The following is a 14,006-nucleotide window of genomic DNA, read 5'->3' as shown; positions in this document are numbered from 1 at the left end:
TGTTGCGTTCGTGGTTCAGATCCGGAGTGCAGTCGAAATTTCCTTCAGAACATTAGCCCATTTCGGTGATTTTTCGTTCTCCGTCGTGCAAAAGTCCAGCCCTACTGTCAACCGAACATCCCCCCGTGTGAGGAACGTTGAAGAGGCTGATTGCACCCCTGGCCGCGGCACTGGTGATCGGGCTGGCGGGCTGCGGCCCCGCGGTGCCGAAGGAAACCACGACCAGCACTGACTCCAGCAGCTCGGAAAGCGGCCAGGCGACTGAGGAATCCAGCAGCGGCCAGGTGGCCTTCGGTGAATCCGCCGAGGTCAAGAAGGACGTCGGCGCCAAGCTGAAGGTGTCCATCGCGGCACCCGCGGACCTCGACCCCGCGCAGGTGAGCTTCTCGCCGGAGGTGGGCAAGTACGTCGCCGTCGACGCCCAGGCCGAACTGCTGGCCGGCACCGTCGACAACATCAGCGACGACGAGTTCACGCTGGTCGACGCGCAGGGCAACCGCTACGAGGCGGCCACCGTGACGATGGAGAACATGTTCCTCCACCTGCTGACCGAGGGGAAACCGGTTTCAGGCAAGATTATTTACGACGTTCCGGCCGACGCGACCGGGTTCACCGTCGAGTACGCGCCGACCGACGCCAACCAGAAGCCGATGGGCGTGCTCGCCACCTGGAAGTGACATTTCGCGTTTACCCGGCCGGGTCGTTCGAGCCCCTTTTTGGGATCGAACGACCCGGCCATTTGTCGCTCGGTAGAGCTAAAAAATAAACACTATCGAGCGACGGTTCTTTAGTAACGAATTAAATCCATCGATCGATTCTGCACGTTTTGCCTGGTCAGGGCCTTGATCGGTTGAATCGATCCCCGATCGGCCCGCGCCAACGGCGCGAAGGCCCGGGTTAGCGTCCGTGCGGCGTTGATCTCCCGGGTCATACAGCCAATCGAACTACGGGCCAGGAGTCGATCATGAGTCCACGCACGACCGTTGCTAGGCGCAGGATCCAGCTGGGTGCTGCTCTCGGTGCGCTGTGCGTCGCGCTCTCCGGCTGCGGCACCGCGCCAGCGGCCCAGTCCGAGCGGCAGGTCATGGCCCGGGCCGACCTGGGCATGCAGGCACCGTCCAGCACCTTCACCGAATTCCCCACCGCACCGAAAGACCCTGCGCCGGACAGGGAAACGAGTGGCGTCGTCCTGCACGTCAAGCAGGACATCGCCCTGCACCACGATCCGGACGGCGCGGTGTTCGCCAAGCTGCCCGCATCGCAGCTGGAGAACCCGACCTGGGTACCGATCATCGCCGAACGCGGGCCGTGGGCGCAGGTGCTGCTCCCATCCCGTCCCAACGGGACTACCGGCTGGATCCGCACCGACGGCCCCGTCGAACGCGCCCGCACGCCCTACGTGGTGGACGTCGACATCGACGGGCGGCGCCTCGTAGTCCGCAAGGACGGCGCTCCCATCGGCGAATGGGTGGTCGGCGTCGGGGCGACGAAATCACCGACACCGCGCGGCCGGACCTACATCATGGCCGCGATCGAGGAGACGGTGACCAAGTTCAGCCCGATCATCCTCCCGCTGGGCACTCACTCCAACACCTACAGCACCTACGGCGGCGGCCCCGGCACGGTCGCGCTGCACGGCTGGCCGGACTCATCGGTGTTCGGCCAAGCCTCCAGCGACGGATGCATCCGCGTGCCAGCCGATGCGCTCCACCTGCTGACGACTCTGCCACTGGGCACTCTGGTCCACCTGCGGTAACCACCGAGGATGGAAATACCCCGAAGGACAACGAAAAGGGAGGGAGCTATGCGTAGAAGTGCTTGCCTCGCTGGCGCATTCATCGCTGGCGCGGGACTGCTGGCCGGAGGCGTTCCGGCGTTCGCCGACTCGGCGGACAACGACGGCATCAACGTGGGCGACGGCAACAACGTGAGCTTGGCGCCGACCCAGCTCTGCGGCAACAACGTCGCGGTGCTCGGCGCGGTCGTGTCGGCGCTTTCGCCGCAGGTCAACAACTGCGTCAACGCGCCTGTCGTGGACCACCCGAAGCAGGAACCCCCGTCGGAGAAGCCGCCGTCCTGGGGCGAAATCCCGCCGGTGGAGGGCGAGCTGCCCCCGGGTGACGGCGCTGTGCCTCCGCGCGACCCAGGTGACGGCGCTGTGCCTCCGGGCGACCCAGGTGACAGTGCGGTCCCGCCGGTACAGGGCACCACCCCGTCCAACTCGAACCTGCCCACCGCGCCGTCCCCGGACCCGGTGGCCGGGCACCACCCGGTCACGGGCTGATTGACGAACCCCCGCCACCTGAACGGGTACAACAATCCGCTCAGGCTGGCGGGGGTTCGAGATCACAACTAAATTCCGGAGCTGCGTAGATCACTACGTGCTCCACGTGGTCGTCCCGGCTCGGGCGACCACACCCCCTGCGGTGGTGTCCGGCGAAGTACTCCCCCTCTCTTCGCTGGACACCACCGTTTTTATGTCTATCTGTTGGTCTCGGGTGCGTGGCGGTGCCAGTGGCGGAACTTCAGCGCCCGCCTGGACTACGGGTGCCGGTCAAGCATCGCGGTAGCTGTTTACCGCGGGACATTTCACATGAAAGGACCAGGTTCGGCGCATTCGAGGAACCGAACGCGCCGAACCTGGGAACTGTCACTGCGTCAATCGGGTGAAAGATCCCGCAGCGGTGAGGAAGGTGTCGTTTTCTTCGGGGGTGCCGATCGTCACGCGGGCTCCTTCACCCGCGAAGGCCCGGACCACGACTCGGTTTTGGAGGCAGTGGTCGTTGAAGTCCGCAGTTCGGTCGGCCAGGGGGAGCCAGACGAAGTTCGCCTGGGTTTCCGGGACTTCGTAGCCGAGGGCGACCAGTTCTCGGTGCACGCGCTCGCGTTCTGCGGTGATGTTGGCGCAGCGCTTCTGGAGTTCGTCCTGGGCTTTCAGGGACGCGATCGCGGCCACCTGGGCAAGGGCGTTGACGCTGAAGGGGATGCAGACCTTGCGGAGGGCCTCGGCGACCTTCGGCGGGGCGATCGCGTAGCCGACTCGGAGGCCAGCCAGGCCGTAGGCCTTCGAGAAGGTGCGCGTCGAGGCCACGTTGGTTCGTTCTCCGGCGATCTCCACGCCGTCCGGGGCTTCCGGGTCGTTGACGAACTCGAAGTACGCCTCGTCGAGGACCACCAGGACCTCTTCCGGAACCCGGTCCAGGAACGCGTTGAGCTCCGCCTTGCGGAGCAGGGTGCCGGTCGGGTTGTTCGGGGTGCACACGAACATCAGGCGGGTGGCCGGGGTGATCGCGGCGAGCATCGCCTCCAGGTCGAGCGCGTGCTCACCGGTGAGCGGGACGCGGACCTGCTTGGCGCCGACGACCTGGGTGATGATCGGGTAGGCCTCGAACGAACGCCACGGGAAGATCACCTCGTCCTCGCTGGTGCAGGTGGCCTGCACCAGCTGCTCGCACAGCGCGACCGAACCGCAGCCGACGGCGATCCGCTCGGGCTCAACGCGGTAGTGCGCGGCCAGCGCTTCGGTCAGCCGGCCGACGCCCATGTCCGGGTACCGGTGCACCTCGGTGGCCGCCTGGTTGATGGCCGCCACCGCACTGGGCAGCGGGCCTTCGGAAACCTCGTTGCTGGCCAGCTTGATCGAACCGGGCACGGTGCGTCCCGCCACGTAAGCGGGCAGCTGATCGAGGTCGGCACGGGTGCGCACGCTCATCTACGACTCCTTCGAGGTCGGTCAGGCTGACGTTAACGCGCCGAGGCCCTCCGAAGCAGCCCTATATCCGATGCCGCGGCTCGACTCCGGTCAGTGCAACCCGCTGCCGCGTTTCGGTGATCTTGTGCAGAACCGGATGGTCCGACCGGATGACGGTGTTGACTCGTATTCACCTGGGCGTGATTACCTGCACGGCATGACCGAAACCCGGACCGAGACGCTCGCGCTCACCGACGGCACCGAACTCCGGCTCACCGTTGCCGAACCGGACAACGTGGTGCGCGGCGGGCTCGTCTTCCTGCACGAGGCCCGCGGGGTCACCGAGCGGGTGCGTCGGCTGAGCAGCGCCCTGGCGGAGGAGGGCTGGCTCACCGTCGTACCGCACCTGTACCACGACGACGACCCCGACCAGGTGCGGAAGCTGTCCGGCGAATCGATCCTGGACGACACGGACGCGTCCTTCCTGTGGCTCTCCGACCAGGGTGTTCCCGCGGATCGGCAGGGGATCATCGGGTTCGACATCGGCGGCTCCGCAGCGCTGGTGGTGGCCGCGAGCCGCACGCTGGGCGCGGCGGTGAGCGTCGGCGGACGCGGCATCCTCGAGCCGCTGACGGCAGAGCTGCCGCCGCTGGTGGAGATCGCGGGCGAGCTGTCCAGCCCGTGGCTCGGGCTGTACGGCGACGACGAGGGCGTTGAGGCCGGCGACGTGGACAAGCTCCGGGAGGTCGCGGACACGGCGTCGGCGGTGACCGACGTGGTCCGCTTCCCGGGCGCGGGACACCGCTTCGACCGCGACTCCGAAGCCGCAGTCGAGGCCTGGCGCCGAGCCCGAAACTGGCTCGACCACCACCTCCGCTGAGCCTGCCGAGGTGGTCAATTTCTCGCGAAATTGACACCCCAACCCCCGGCGCGCGGAAAAGGGCGGCTCAGTGGGGTTGTTGGGCGGTAGGTTTCGGGGTTACCAAGGGTGCATGGGGTTTAGGGCGCCTTCCCCGGAAGTGTTGTGGCGGCCGAGCAGTGAGCGGGTGGCCGCCAGTCGGATGGCGGCGTTTCGCGGGTGGCTGCGGTCCGAGCGGGGTGTTGACCTGGCCGGCTACCGGGCGCTGTGGGAGTGGTCGGTTTCGGATCTGCGCGGGTTCTGGGGCGCCGTCGCGGACTTCTTCGACGTCGCGTTCCACGAGCGCGCGGATCAGGTGCTGACCGCCGAGGTGATGCCGGGTGCGGAGTGGTTCCCGGGCGCGACGCTGAACTACGCCGAGCACGCGCTGCGCGGGGGAGAGGGCAAAGCAGACGACGACCTCGCGGTGATCTTCAAGCGCGAGGACGGGCGCACCGAGGAGATCACCTACGGCGAGCTGCGATCGCGCGTGGCGGCGGCTCGCGCGGCGCTGGTGGATCTGGGCGTCCGGACTGGTGATCGGGTTGCCGCGCTGGCGCCGAACTGCCCCGAGACGCTTGTGGCGTTCCTCGCCGCGGCGAGCCTGGGCGCCACCTGGTCGTCGTGCTCGCCCGACTTCGGCGTGCGTGCGGTGGCGGACCGGTTCGTGCAGATCGAACCGAAGGTGCTGATCGCCGTCGACGGCTACCGCTACGGCGGCCGCGCCTTCGACGTCCGTCCCACGGTCGATCAGCTGCGCGAGGCGATGCCGGCCGCCACGGTGCTGATCGACTACCTCGGCGAAGGCGCATCGCTGAAAGGCGTGCTGAGCTGGGACGACCTGCTCACGCAGCACCGCGGCGCGCCGCTGGAGTTCGACGCGGTGCCGTTCGACCACCCGCTGTGGGTGCTGTACTCCTCGGGCACCACCGGCCTGCCCAAGGGCATCGTGCACGGCCACGGCGGCATGGTCCTGGAGCACCTGAAGGCCATCGGTCTGCACTGCGACCTCGGGCCGGGCGACCGGTTCTTCTGGTTCACCACGACCGGCTGGATGATGTGGAACTTCCTGGTCGGTGGCCTGCTGAACGGCACCGCGCTGGTGCTGTTCGACGGCAGTCCCGGCCACCCGTCGCAGTCGGTGCTGTGGGAGCTGGCCGCGCGGACCCGGGTGAACTTCTTCGGCACCTCGGCGCCGTTCATCCAGAGCTGCCTCAAGCACGGCCTGCGCCCGAAGGACGACTTCGACCTCTCGACGCTGCGCGCGGTCGGCTCCACTGGAGCGCCGCTGAGCACCGACGGCTTCCGCTGGATCGTCGACGCGGTCGGCGAGGACGTGCAGATCGCCAGCATCTCCGGCGGCACCGACGTGTGCACCGCGTTCGTCGGGCCGTCCCCGGACGTGCCGGTGTGGCTGGGCGAGATCTCCTGCCCGATGCTCGGTGCCGCTGTGGCCGCCTACGACGAACACGGCGCGGAGCTGCACGAGGAGGTCGGCGAGCTGGTGCTGACCGAGCCGATGCCGACCATGCCGGTGTTCTTCTGGAACGACCCGGACGGCTCCCGGCTGCGCGAGGCCTACTTCGACGTTTTCCCCGGCGTCTGGCGGCACGGCGACTGGGTGCGGATCACCGACCGCGGCTCGCTGGTGATCTACGGCCGCAGCGACTCGACGCTCAACCGCGGCGGGGTCCGGATGGGCACCGCGGAGTTCTACCACGTGGTGGAGGGCTTCGAGCAGATCGCCGACTCGCTGGTGATCGACACCTCGGGCGCGGGCGAGACCGACGGCGAGCTCCTGTGCTTCCTGGTCCTGGCCGAGGGCGCGTCGCTGGCCGACGTCGAGCCGCAGCTCGCGGCCGCTCTGCGCAGCGAGTTGTCACCCCGGCACGTGCCGAACCGCTTCATCGTCGTGGACGAGGTGCCGCGGACTCTGAACGGTAAGAAGCTCGAGGTTCCGGTCAAGAAGATCCTCACGGGGACACCGCCGGAACGGGCGGTCAGTCGCGACGCTCTGGGCAACCCGGCGGCCCTGGATTCGTTCGTGCAGTTCAGGGGGCATCTGGATGATTAAGGGGACCCCCCTGAAAACCCCCTTGAGAGGGGTGTGTATATTTTTCTCCGGTGGCCGCGAAGAACGGACGCCGGGAGGCTTCGCCTAGTCTGGTCTATGGCGCCGCACTGCTAATGCGGTTGGGGGTTACGCCCCCTCCCGGGTTCAAATCCCGGAGCCTCCGCAGAGGTCTCCACCGTAAGGTGGGGGTCCACAATTGAACAAGCGCCCGTAGCTCAACGGATAGAGCATCTGACTACGGATCAGAAGGTTAGGGGTTCGAATCCCTTCGGGCGCACGTCTGGTCGAGACAGCAGGAACCCCCTCTAGCAGGGGGTTCCTTGCTTTCCGGGGTCTGGCGGAGGGTAGACCAGGACCGCCGCCAGGGCCCGTGTGCCAGTTAATGGCCAGTTTTCGGGTCCGGGTCCAGGTGGACCACGGAGTCGAGCACCTCGGCGCTGCGCCGCGACTCCAGCCCTCGGCCCATGTAGGTGTTGTAGGTGGTCCACGGGTTGGAGTGGCCCAACAGGTCGGCGATCTCCCGGGCGGTCATCCCCGCGTCGTCGAGCAGCGTGGCGAAGGTCTTGCGGAGTGTGTGGAAGGTCACCCACTCGTAGCCCGCGCGCTTCCGGAACGGCAGCCAGATCCGGTTCGTCAGGTTCTGGAAGTTCAGGTAGCCGCCCTTCGTGTTGGTGAAGATCGGCGACCCCGGGTCAACATCGCCGAGCTTGGCCTGGCGCTCCAGGAGCATCTCGACGCACCAGTCCGCCAGCGGAATGTCCCGGTCCGCCGTTTCGGACTTGCCCGAGTTGCGGACCGTGCCCCGGCCACGGGCCTGGATGATGTTGCCGGACATCCGCAGCTTCTTCGCCTCGGCGTCGAAGTCCTCCCAGTGGGCTCCGAGGGCTTCCCCAGCACGTTCGCCGGTCGCGGCGACGAAACGCACCAGGTCCGGCAGGTCCTTCTCCCCGGCCTGCTCGTCGGCGTCGAGCTTGCCGAGGAAGTCCCGCAGCTGAGCCGCGTCCATGGCACGGGGTTTCTTCCGCTTGGTCTTGGCCCGGCGCTCAGTCAGCTGGGCAATCTCGCGAACCGGGTTCTCTTCGATCGCGCCCTCCTGAATCGCGAAGACCATCACGCCGTTGATCACGGCCTTGACGTGCTTGGCCAGGCTCAGGCTGTTCGCCTTCAGCTTGTTCTGGCACAACGCGTTGACTACTGGCGCCTTGATCTCGAACAACCGCAGGTTGTCCAGGCTCTTGGCCACGTGGTTGCGGTAGGCGTCGGTGTAGGTGTCCAGCGAGCTGAAGGAGTAGATCCCGTTCTCCGCATCAGCCTGGAACTGGGCCAGCCACATCTCTGCGGCGGTACGGAAGTAGTCCTGCGAGGTCAGCCTCGCCCCGACGGACTGGGCCACGATGTTCTTGATGGCATCCCGTACAGCCTGCTTGGCCAGCTCCTTCGTCCGCGCCAGACGGCGGATATCCGTGTAGGTGCCATCGGTGCGCCGGTACTGGCAGCGCGCCTTGTACGAGCTCCCGACCTTCTTCACCTTGATCTCTCCGCTACTGCCAGGAGAGAGCGGCAGGCGTCCGCCCATCAGATCACCCCCTCAGCCTGGGCTTCGAACCACTGCTCGACGTCGTCAGGCTTGTAGCGGACGTACTTGCCGATCTTGCGGCCGGTCGGGCCGAAGCCACGGCTGCGCCACTGGTAGAGCGTGCCGACGGGGACGCCGAGGTAGGCCGAGACGTCTTGGATGCCCCACAGGTTGCGGATCATGGTCAGTCTTTCCGTTCGGTGGCGTAGCGGTGTTTGCGTGCTTGGCGGGTTCGTTCGGCGATGGCGGCGGCGAGTTCGCGTTCTTCGTCGGTGTGGTGGCCGACGGAGGTCATGTCCCAGTGGTTGACCACGGCGATGGTGTCGGCGGTGACGCCGAGTTCGGCGAGGTTCTGCTCGAAGCGCCAGGTCTGGCGGTCCTCGCGGAGCTGTTTGAACGTGGTCGAGTACGCACGGCTCTTGGATAGGAAGTGGCCGCGGAAGGCGAGCATGTGCGTCCAGCGCCGCAGGTTGAGTTCGGCGAGCGGTCCGGGGATCCAACCGCCGTTGGCGCAGGTAGCGCAGTGGTCGATCTCCGCGCAGTCGCAGCCGTCCGCCTGGTGCTCGCCGTTGGGGTGGCAGTCCGGGCAGACGGCCGGCGCTCCGAGGTCCCAGGCGGTGCGCATGATCTGTTTGTGGTGCTCGGTGGTGCGCAGGTACTCGATCTGCGTGCGGGAGCGGATCGGGCGGTCTGCGGCTTCGGACTTGCCGGTGCCCTTGGTGGCGTACTTGGCCACGTAGGAGGCGATCCGGTCATCGCTGATCGTGCCGTGGTCGTCTTCGAAGCGGTGCGCTTCAGCTGGGCGGATCGGGCGGATGTCGACCTGGTCGCCCCAAGCGAGTTCGAGCACCTGGCCGTCACCGAACATGGGGGTGGTCACGGTGGTGTCGGCGTGAGCGGCTTGGACGGCGGCGGCCAGGAGCTCGGCCGTGCCCCACGGCGGGGTGGTGTCCACAGCACCGTTCGGGCCGTCGAGGCGGATCACGGCGTGGAAGTGGATGGTGCCGCGTTTCTGGAACTCGGCGACCTTGGCGTAGCTCAGCCGGGCGTGGTCCTTGAAGTCGCGGGTGGTGATCCCGGCCGCGCGAGCGAGGTGGCGGCGGAGCTTGGTCGTGAAGACGTTCCACAGCTTCCCGGAGTGGGCCTGCCACAGGACATGGCCGGTGTAGTCGTAGCCGTCGGGGTCGAGTGGCTGGCCGATCTTCGGGTCGTGTTCGTGGTGGTAGGTGCCGCAGCGGCACGGGGCGTGCTTCCCGGAGGTGGTGGTGCGGCGGTTGTGCACCGGCCCGAAGCTGGGCGCGGTCAGGGTCACGAACAGACGCGGTTTGTCGGCCACAGAAGTGGGGACGCCCTTGGAGCCACCGGACAGGCCTGCTCGCATGAGGTGGAAGGCGTCGGCGGCGTAGCGATCACTGCAGGCTGGGCAGACGCTCTCACGGCGGTTTCCGCACGGGGACATGATGTGGCCGCTGGTCTGCGCGGGGCGCCCGTCAGGGCGGGTGAGGACGTCGCCGGTGGTCTTGTCGGTGATCTGCCACTGCCCGGACAGGCGGACCGGGTGCAGGCAGCCGTAGACGTTCTCGACCTTCGCGCGCCAGTCGCGGTAGTCAGGGGATTGGATGCGCCGCTTGAGGCGGTCGACGTCCGGGAGCGTGGGCAACACCATGGGCGGTGACCTTTCGAGGGACAGGGCCCGGCGGGCATCACCACCAGGTCCATCACCCCGCGCGGTCATACCCGCCGAGCGTGGTTGTGCAGTGGTTCGTATTCAGTTGTGCCACAACGATTTTCAGGCAGCGATGGCGTGTCCGTTGTGGATGCGGATCTCGTCGACGATCCGTTCGGCCATCTGTTCCGGAATCTTCGTGACCGCACGAACATCAGCCGCGGTGAACTCCCGGCCCTGCTCGACGGCGTCGGTGTAGGCGGTGCGCACCTTGCCCGCCAGTTCACCCGGCAGCAGATTCAGCGTTCGACTCGACACCTCAGCCACCGTGCTCGGAGCCGGAGCCGGAGCCGGAGCCGGAGCCGGAGCCGGAGCCGGAGCCGGAGCCGGAGGTACTGGTGCGACGGCCACCGGTTCAGGTTCGGGAACCGGGGCGACCGGATCAGGTTCCGGCGAGGTGGTGGCCGGCTGTTCCGCGACGGCCGGGAATTCGGCGTCCTGGTCCTGGTCGGCGGCTTCGTAGATCAGCAACATGACCTCGCGTTGCCGGGCCTGAATGACCGGGATGATCTCAGCGATGCCGTAGACGATGACCGGGATGATTGCGTGCACCGCCGCCGACCCGAGGTTGAACTCCTCGAACTTCAGTCGCACCAGCGGTGTGATCTGCGGGATCACGTTCATGGCCAGCGTCGAGGCCAGCAGGACCTGCTTGAGACGGGACCACCACTCGTGATCCGGATCGCAGCCGTAGGACAGGATCGTGGCCTCGAAGTTCAGGATCACGATCAGCAGCCCGGCGAACATCGGTTCCACCGTCCAGGCCGCCCACCACAACGGGTCTGCCGTGGTCGCATCCCCGGCCAGGAACTTCTGGACACCGGCCGTGGTGAACACCAGCCCGAGCGAGAGGAAGAACCACAACCCGATCAGGGTCCGTCGGCCTTGCCGCTCCAGCTCCACCGCCCGCAGATCCGGATCCCGGACCAGGCCCCGCAGTTCCCGAGCCTCCGCGATCCGATCACCGAGCTTGCGGACCCGCCAGGTCTTACCCACCTCCTCGGGGTCGGCGTTCTGCTTGTGCTTGCGACGCAGGCCCACGGTCGTTTCCTTCCTACTCGCTACCGAATGGGTTGGTCATCGCAGCCAGAGACGAGCCACGTCGTCAGCGGCATCGCTCAGCCGCATAAGCGCCGTGAATTTCGCTTCCACCCGCTGCCATTCCGGGGCGTCGTGCAGCTCGATGCCCAGAACAACCTCGGGCTCTCCGCCCACGCCGAGACGTTCCTTCTCCTGCCTGACCCGCGTCAGGTACCACTTGAGGCCTGCGACAGTGGCCTTCTCGACGGCGTCCCACGCCTGGTCAACCGCCTCGATGGCGGCAGCTCGCTGCTGTTCCAGCTTCTGGCTCATCTTCAGCTCCCTTCTTCGTTGACGCTTACTCGCTGCTGGGCTTGAACAGCCAGAACAAGCCCCGGACGACCAGGACCAGGCCGATGCCGATCCCGAAGGCGATGCCGGGGCTGATCAACGTCCACACCAGCGCCAGACCGCCCGCGACGATCACCAGCAGCAGCAGGATCGTCAACACGCTCTTGCCAGTGACCTCGAAATGAATGTGCTGCACTCTCGAATTTCCTTTCTCTAGAGCGGATATCCGCGCTTACGCATGGCTTCGTCGCGCAGTTCGTCGACCGCCTCCAAGATCTCGGGGGCGTCGATGATCAGCTGCTGGAAATCTTCGCGACTGATCACCGCCGACATGACGTGCTCACCGTCGCGACCCAGCTCAGTCACCGAGATCTCCACACCTCGCCGACAGTGGCTGATCTCCACCAGCCGGTTACCGAAAGCGCTGTAGAAGTGGTTCATGTCCTTCTTCATGACCGTCCTTTCAGGACCTCACGCCGCCACAGCGACGCGGCCGGTGTTCTGGCGAGTGGTGTGCTTGTCGCCGTACATGCGGTCATCGGCGGAGGCCAGCAGCGTGGTCAGCTGGGCCTTGGCGGCAGGGGAGGTCATCACGCCCAACGCCAGGCCGACCTCGACCGGCTGGCCGTCGATTTCAGTGATGGTCGACACCGCGGTTTGGAACTCCCGCACACGGTGTTCGGCCTGCTCCGGGGTCTCGACGTTCGGCAGGAGCAGCGCGAACTCGTCGCCGTGCAGCCGGACCGGGACCTCACCGCGGTTAGCGGTGATCCGCAGCATCGCGGCAACCTGGATGAGGACCTGGTCGCCGAAGCGGTGCCCGTGCACGTCGTTGAAGGTCTTGAAGCCGTTCATGTCGCCGACCGCCACGCCGACCAGGCCCCGGCCGCGCCGCATCGCCCGGTTGAACGCCGACACCAGCGCCGCACGGTTGCCCAGCCCGGTCAGCGGGTCGGTGCGGGACTGCCGGAACAGCCGGTACGCGCAGGTCCCGGCCGCCACACTCGTCATGCTGGTGACACCCAGCGCCATCTTTGCCAACATGGGTCTTGCCTCCAATGCGAGGTAAGGCCCGCCCGGGAATCTCTTGCCGGAGGCCGGGCGGGCCACTTGAACAGGGAAAAGGGTCAGGCGCTCTCTTCATCGTCGCCTTCGAAGTAATTGATCTCGTCGACCTCGTTGCTGTCCTGGTCGTAGTCGTCGACCTCGTGGGCTTCGAAGTCGAAGTTGTAGATGTCTGCCGGCTGTTCGTGCTCCGGGATCGCATCGAGGTCGATGGGCTCGCTGCGGAGGTCGGTCACCGTGCCCACGGTGGTACAGAACTCCACGAGTTCGGTGACGTCCTCGTCACGGGTGTAGGGAGCCCGGACCCGCAGGGGTTCACGGCGGCCGTCGCGCTTGGCGTAGGCAACACCGGCGAGAATCTCGGGGATCTTGTCGGCGAACGCACCCATGTCCCTCATGCCCTCACCCAGGCACATGTCCACATACGAAGCGGAGTCCAGGCGCAGGGCGATCTTGGTGGGGAACAGTCCTCGCATCGGGACGTTTTCCTTGGTCGGCTCCTGAGTCGCGGCGACGATCCGGCCGCCGACAGAGCGGTACTGCGTCAGGCCCTTGGAGATCAGCGGCTCGAACGGGACCGTGACCGCCTTGCCTCCGTAGGAGGTCATCGCGGCCAGCTCATCGCAGACCAGCAGCTCCAACGGCGTTTCCCGCGACGGGGTGAACTTCCGGACGCCCGCACGGCCCAGCTCCAGCTTCCGGTCGTCAAGGGTCGCGACGTAGGTCTGCATCAGCTTGAGACCGTCCACGTCGTTGTCGGCGAAGGCATGGAACATCTCCCGGCCCATGCCGAACTCCTGGCCGCCCTTGGGGTCGATCACCCACAGCCGCACCAGCCCGGCGCGGATCAGCGGAGCCAGCGCCCGCAGCAGTGCCCACAACCACGAACCCTTGCCCGCACCTGTCGCGCCACCGAGCAGCACATGTAGGTCGCGTTCCAGGAGATTCAGGGTGAACTCCCGGCCGTACTCGTCGCGGCCGATCACCAGCTTCGTCAGGTCAACCTCGGTGGTCGACTCCGCCAGCGCCGGAAGCGGGATCAGCATCTCGTCGAACGGTTCGCACCGCTGGAAGTCCAGCGCGAGCTTGCCGGGCTTGACCAGCCGCACGTTGGTCGAGCGCGCCCGAAACGCGTTCGCCAACCGGCCGATGGCTTTCTCGAAGTCCTCCGGTTCCTGTCCTTTGGCCATCCGAACGGTCACCATGTCCCACGACCACGTGCTCTTGACCCTCGTCACGCGCGGCATCAGCGTGTTGCCCTTGTGATCGGTCAGGGTCAAGTTGCAGGCGGTCATGATCCGAAGCCATTGGCGTTGGTAGGTCCACCAGCGTCTCCACCACGCCCGCAGCAGGCGACCAGCGAAACGGTCGAAGGTCGGCCGGTCCAGCAGCCGCCAGGAGATCCCTGCCAGCACTGCGATCCCCACGGCCCACACCATCGTGTTCAGGCCGAACCAGAACACCGCCGCCGACGTCGCGACCGCCGAGCTCGACGTCCGGGGGTGGCCGGCCACCGTCCGGATCCCCCATCGAATCGGGGAGGTGTTCTCCGTGCCCACCAGCGTGTTCCGCATTGCCGTTCACCTTTCATGCGAGCAAAAAGAA

Annotated in this window: 15 protein-coding genes and 2 tRNA genes; 7 read left to right on the top strand and 10 right to left on the bottom strand. The window is 66.7% G+C overall.

Annotated elements, in window-relative coordinates:
- The first annotated feature begins 137 nt into the window (after positions 1-137).
- The 3 genes from ACWCO2_RS30265 to ACWCO2_RS30255 all read left to right on the top strand — a co-directional run bounded on the left by ACWCO2_RS30265 (position 138) and on the right by ACWCO2_RS30255 (position 2,284).
- Positions 138-677, top strand: coding sequence for a DUF4352 domain-containing protein (locus ACWCO2_RS30265; protein WP_450131197.1), 540 nt, complete (start codon positions 138-140; stop codon positions 675-677).
- 287 nt (positions 678-964) lie between these two features.
- Positions 965-1,756 carry a L,D-transpeptidase gene (locus ACWCO2_RS30260; protein ID WP_450131196.1) on the top strand — a complete coding sequence of 264 codons (792 nt, stop codon included), beginning with the start codon at positions 965-967 and terminating at the stop codon, positions 1,754-1,756.
- A 48-nt stretch (positions 1,757-1,804) separates the two neighbouring features.
- Positions 1,805-2,284 (top strand): hypothetical protein, encoded by a 480-nt coding sequence (locus tag ACWCO2_RS30255; protein WP_450131195.1) that lies wholly within the window; start codon positions 1,805-1,807, stop codon positions 2,282-2,284.
- Positions 2,285-2,650: 366 nt separating this feature from the next.
- Here the strand turns inward: ACWCO2_RS30255 and hisC are convergent, their stop codons facing one another.
- A complete protein-coding gene (hisC, locus tag ACWCO2_RS30250) occupies positions 2,651-3,712 on the bottom strand; it encodes a histidinol-phosphate transaminase (RefSeq protein ID WP_450131194.1) in 1,062 nt (353 codons plus the stop codon).
- Positions 3,713-3,908: 196 nt separating this feature from the next.
- Here hisC and ACWCO2_RS30245 point away from each other — a divergent pair, with 196 nt between their 5' ends.
- The 4 genes from ACWCO2_RS30245 to ACWCO2_RS30230 all read left to right on the top strand — a co-directional run bounded on the left by ACWCO2_RS30245 (position 3,909) and on the right by ACWCO2_RS30230 (position 6,940).
- A complete protein-coding gene (locus ACWCO2_RS30245; RefSeq protein WP_450131193.1) occupies positions 3,909-4,571 on the top strand; it encodes a dienelactone hydrolase family protein in 663 nt (220 codons plus the stop codon).
- A gap of 112 nt (positions 4,572-4,683) precedes the next feature.
- Entirely contained in the window at positions 4,684-6,663 is a 1,980-nt protein-coding gene (locus ACWCO2_RS30240) for an acetoacetate--CoA ligase (protein ID WP_450131192.1), read from the top strand.
- A 73-nt stretch (positions 6,664-6,736) separates the two neighbouring features.
- Positions 6,737-6,826, top strand: a tRNA-Ser gene (locus ACWCO2_RS30235).
- A 41-nt stretch (positions 6,827-6,867) separates the two neighbouring features.
- Positions 6,868-6,940 (top strand) — tRNA-Arg (locus ACWCO2_RS30230).
- Positions 6,941-7,042: 102 nt separating this feature from the next.
- On the opposite strand, the gene ACWCO2_RS30225 is transcribed toward ACWCO2_RS30230, so the two are convergent.
- The 9 genes from ACWCO2_RS30225 to ACWCO2_RS30185 form a co-directional block, all read right to left on the bottom strand.
- On the bottom strand, positions 7,043-8,191 hold the full coding sequence (locus ACWCO2_RS30225; protein WP_450131191.1) for a tyrosine-type recombinase/integrase: 1,149 nt from the start codon (positions 8,189-8,191) through the stop codon (positions 7,043-7,045).
- A gap of 47 nt (positions 8,192-8,238) precedes the next feature.
- Positions 8,239-8,421, bottom strand: coding sequence for a helix-turn-helix transcriptional regulator (locus ACWCO2_RS30220; RefSeq protein WP_093150133.1), 183 nt, complete (start codon positions 8,419-8,421; stop codon positions 8,239-8,241).
- Positions 8,422-8,423: 2 nt separating this feature from the next.
- Positions 8,424-9,905, bottom strand: coding sequence for a replication initiator (locus ACWCO2_RS30215; protein WP_450131190.1), 1,482 nt, complete (start codon positions 9,903-9,905; stop codon positions 8,424-8,426).
- 123 nt (positions 9,906-10,028) lie between these two features.
- On the bottom strand, positions 10,029-11,006 hold the full coding sequence (locus ACWCO2_RS30210) for a hypothetical protein (protein WP_450131189.1): 978 nt from the start codon (positions 11,004-11,006) through the stop codon (positions 10,029-10,031).
- 36 nt (positions 11,007-11,042) lie between these two features.
- A complete protein-coding gene (locus ACWCO2_RS30205) occupies positions 11,043-11,318 on the bottom strand; it encodes a hypothetical protein (protein WP_450131188.1) in 276 nt (91 codons plus the stop codon).
- 25 nt (positions 11,319-11,343) lie between these two features.
- Positions 11,344-11,532: a hypothetical protein gene (locus ACWCO2_RS30200; protein WP_450131187.1), complete on the bottom strand. Its 189-nt coding sequence runs from the start codon at positions 11,530-11,532 to the stop codon at positions 11,344-11,346.
- 17 nt (positions 11,533-11,549) lie between these two features.
- Complete coding sequence (locus ACWCO2_RS30195; protein ID WP_450131186.1) at positions 11,550-11,789, bottom strand: hypothetical protein; 240 nt, start codon at positions 11,787-11,789, stop codon at positions 11,550-11,552.
- Positions 11,790-11,807: 18 nt separating this feature from the next.
- On the bottom strand, positions 11,808-12,347 hold the full coding sequence (locus tag ACWCO2_RS30190; protein ID WP_450131185.1) for a GGDEF domain-containing protein: 540 nt from the start codon (positions 12,345-12,347) through the stop codon (positions 11,808-11,810).
- A gap of 116 nt (positions 12,348-12,463) precedes the next feature.
- On the bottom strand, positions 12,464-13,975 hold the full coding sequence (locus ACWCO2_RS30185) for a type IV secretory system conjugative DNA transfer family protein (protein WP_450131184.1): 1,512 nt from the start codon (positions 13,973-13,975) through the stop codon (positions 12,464-12,466).
- Positions 13,976-14,006: the final 31 nt, after the last annotated feature.

The sequence above is a fragment of the Saccharopolyspora sp. NPDC002376 genome, from assembly GCF_053593195.1.
The sequence above is the reverse complement of the archived record's forward strand: the minus strand, read 5'-3'. Positions and strand labels throughout refer to the sequence as shown.

Bases quoted from the DNA above. Each gene is read 5' to 3' on its own strand.
- ACWCO2_RS30185 (WP_450131184.1), bottom strand. From the start codon at position 13,975: ATGCGGAACACGCTGGTGGGCACGGAGAACACCTCCCCGATTCGATGG.
- hisC (WP_450131194.1), bottom strand. From the start codon at position 3,712: ATGAGCGTGCGCACCCGTGCCGACCTCGATCAGCTGCCCGCTTACGTG.
- ACWCO2_RS30215 (WP_450131190.1), bottom strand. From the start codon at position 9,905: ATGGTGTTGCCCACGCTCCCGGACGTCGACCGCCTCAAGCGGCGCATC.
- ACWCO2_RS30260 (WP_450131196.1), top strand. From the start codon at position 965: ATGAGTCCACGCACGACCGTTGCTAGGCGCAGGATCCAGCTGGGTGCT.
- ACWCO2_RS30240 (WP_450131192.1), top strand. From the start codon at position 4,684: ATGGGGTTTAGGGCGCCTTCCCCGGAAGTGTTGTGGCGGCCGAGCAGT.
- ACWCO2_RS30195 (WP_450131186.1), bottom strand. From the start codon at position 11,789: ATGAAGAAGGACATGAACCACTTCTACAGCGCTTTCGGTAACCGGCTG.
- ACWCO2_RS30255 (WP_450131195.1), top strand. From the start codon at position 1,805: ATGCGTAGAAGTGCTTGCCTCGCTGGCGCATTCATCGCTGGCGCGGGA.
- ACWCO2_RS30205 (WP_450131188.1), bottom strand. From the start codon at position 11,318: ATGAGCCAGAAGCTGGAACAGCAGCGAGCTGCCGCCATCGAGGCGGTT.
- ACWCO2_RS30220 (WP_093150133.1), bottom strand. From the start codon at position 8,421: ATGATCCGCAACCTGTGGGGCATCCAAGACGTCTCGGCCTACCTCGGC.
- ACWCO2_RS30190 (WP_450131185.1), bottom strand. From the start codon at position 12,347: ATGACGAGTGTGGCGGCCGGGACCTGCGCGTACCGGCTGTTCCGGCAG.
- ACWCO2_RS30245 (WP_450131193.1), top strand. From the start codon at position 3,909: ATGACCGAAACCCGGACCGAGACGCTCGCGCTCACCGACGGCACCGAA.